3 protein-coding genes are annotated in these 2205 nt (G+C 76.6%); all 3 read right to left on the bottom strand.

Translation table 11 applies throughout. The features are described from left to right. Positions 1–144 precede the first annotated feature (144 nt). Complete coding sequence (locus WCS02_RS19800; RefSeq protein ID WP_340295998.1) at positions 145–885, bottom strand: class F sortase; 741 nt, start codon at positions 883–885, stop codon at positions 145–147. Then, positions 885–1655, bottom strand: a complete 771-nt coding sequence (locus WCS02_RS19795) for a CHRD domain-containing protein (protein WP_340295997.1) — start codon at positions 1653–1655, stop codon at positions 885–887. Before WCS02_RS19795 ends, WCS02_RS19800 begins: the two co-directional genes overlap by 1 nt. Positions 1656–1753: 98 nt before the next feature. Further along, on the bottom strand, positions 1754–2205 hold a 452-nt coding region (locus WCS02_RS19790; protein WP_340295996.1), incomplete at its 5' end, for a RecQ family zinc-binding domain-containing protein.

Here is a 2205-nt window from a genome sequence, read left to right as displayed (position 1 = left end):
CGGTCAGCGACACGGCGCGCAGCCCCCGCCCGGCCGGCGGGGCGACGGACGGGGTGGTCGCCGGGCCCGCCGGCAGGTCGGTCGTGCGTGCAGCCGCCCCGGACGACGGTGCTGCGACGGCGGCGACTGCTGGCGTCACGGTGCTCAGCCCTGCACGGCGTGCGCGAAGACGACGACGTTGTCCGTGTAGCGCCCGGTGCTCTCGGCGACGGTGCCACCGCAGGTGATGAGCCGGAGCTCGGGGCCCGGGGTGTTGCCGTACACGTCGAGGGTGGGGAAGCCGTCCTTGGGGAACTGCTCGATGCCGTACACCTCGAAGGCGACGGTGGTGCCGTCCTCGCGGACGACCTCGACCCGGTCCCCGACAGCAAGCGTCGACAGCTCGAAGAAGACGGACGGGCCGCGGGCGCTGCTGCTCACGTGGCCCTCGATGACCGCGGGGCCGACGTCGCCGGGCCGCGGCGAGCCGTCGTACCAGGCGGCGGTGTCGAAGTCGGCGCCCTGCGGCACCTCGAGGGCGCCGTCGTCCTGCAGGCCGAGGTGGAGCAGCGGGCTGTCCACGCCGATCGACGGGATGCGCACCTGAACCGGCAGGGCCGCCGGGGCGGGCGCGGCCGTCTGGACCGGGGTCGGCGCCGGAGAGGTCGCGGGGGCCGACGGGGCGGGCGCTGCGGGTGCGGACGGACCGGTGGTCGGGTCCGGGCTGGAGGACGTGGCCGGCTGGGCCACGACGGGCGGGGGCGTGGCGACGTCCCGGCCGGCGATGCCGACCGCGGCGGCCGTGCCGCCCCCCACGAGGAGGACGGTGGCCGCCGCGACGGTCAGCACCGCACCGGGACGCCGGGCGCGGCGGGAGGACCCCGCCGCGCCGGCGTCGACGGTCATCAGCTGTCGGTCTGGGTGCGACGACGGGCGACGAGGAGGGCGCCGCCGGCGAGGACGGCCGCGCCACCGGACACCATGAGGAGGGTGCCGGAGCCGCCGACGGCCGCCTGGCCGGTCTGCACGCCGCCGGCGGGCATCGCCATCTGCGAGGCCTGGAGGACGCCGCAGAGCGCGGGGTCGGTGGCCTCGGTGGGCAGGGCCGGGTTGAGGTCGGACACGGTCGCGCCGTCGTAGGCGCCGCTGCCGTCGTGGTCGACGCCGTGGACGACGACGACGGACTCACCCTCCAGGATGTCGGCCGCGACCTCGGGGGTCACGGTGACGTCGCCGCGGGAGTAGCTGACGTCGCTGCCGACGCCCATGCGGTCGACGGCCAGGCCGGACTCGGGCGAGGTGTCGCCGGTCGTGGTCAGCGAGACGACGATGGCGCCGTAGGCCGCCGCGGTCTCGGTGGTGTTGAGGGTGCCGCTGGCGTCCTTGTCCAGGTCGGCCGTCGGGCAGGTGTGGGGCACGTCGGAGGAGTAGTGGATGTGCGCGGCGTGCGGGGCGTCGGCGAGCAGGCCGTCGTAGGCCAGCGTGAAGCTCACCGTGGTGCCGTCGACCTCGACCATGGCGCTGCCGGTGCCAGGGGCGTCGTTGAGCGGGACGGGCTTGAGCTCGCCCTGGGTGGAGCCGCTGGTGGCAGTGGTGGCCATGGCGGGGGCGGCGGCGAGCAGCGCGGCGGCGAGGCCCGCGGCGGGGACGACGAGCGAGCGGCGGAGGGAGGTCATGGGAGGTGCTCCTTGTCTGTGGCGGACCCCACGGCTGCGGGGGGCGGTCACAGGTCTTCCGTCACCGGGGCCCCCCGCGGATTGGTCCGCCCGCGCCCTCAGGCCGCCTCGAGCAGCTCCTCGTCCTCCTCGAGCAGCCCGAGGGCCAGCGTCGTGAAGCCGTGGGAGCCGAACAGCACGGTGATCCGGTCGGCCTCGACGACCTGGACCGTGCCCTCGCCGAACTGCCGGTGCCGGACGGTCTGCCCGACGTGGAAGCCGGTGCCGCCGGCCTCGGTGGAGCGGCCCTCGTCGCAGCTGTCGCAGGCGCCGCACGGGTGCGGGTGCTCCTCGCCGAGCAGCTCGAGCAGGACGCGGCGGCGGCAGTCGCGGGTGTCGGCGTAGGCGCGGACGAGCTCGACGCGGGTCCTGTCGGTGGTGCGCCGGCGCTCGCGCTGCGCGGCGACCTCGTCGAGCACCTGCGCGGCGGAGCGCTGGTCCTCCACCCGGCGGAGCCGTCCGTCGGCGTCCTCGGCGACCGCGCCGGCCTGGACCAGCGCGCCGACGGCCG

The sequence above is a fragment of the Aquipuribacter hungaricus genome, assembly GCF_037860755.1.
GTDB classification, from domain to species: Bacteria; Actinomycetota; Actinomycetes; order Actinomycetales; family JBBAYJ01; genus Aquipuribacter; species Aquipuribacter hungaricus.
The sequence above is the reverse complement of the archived record's forward strand: the minus strand, read 5'-3'. Positions and strand labels throughout refer to the sequence as shown.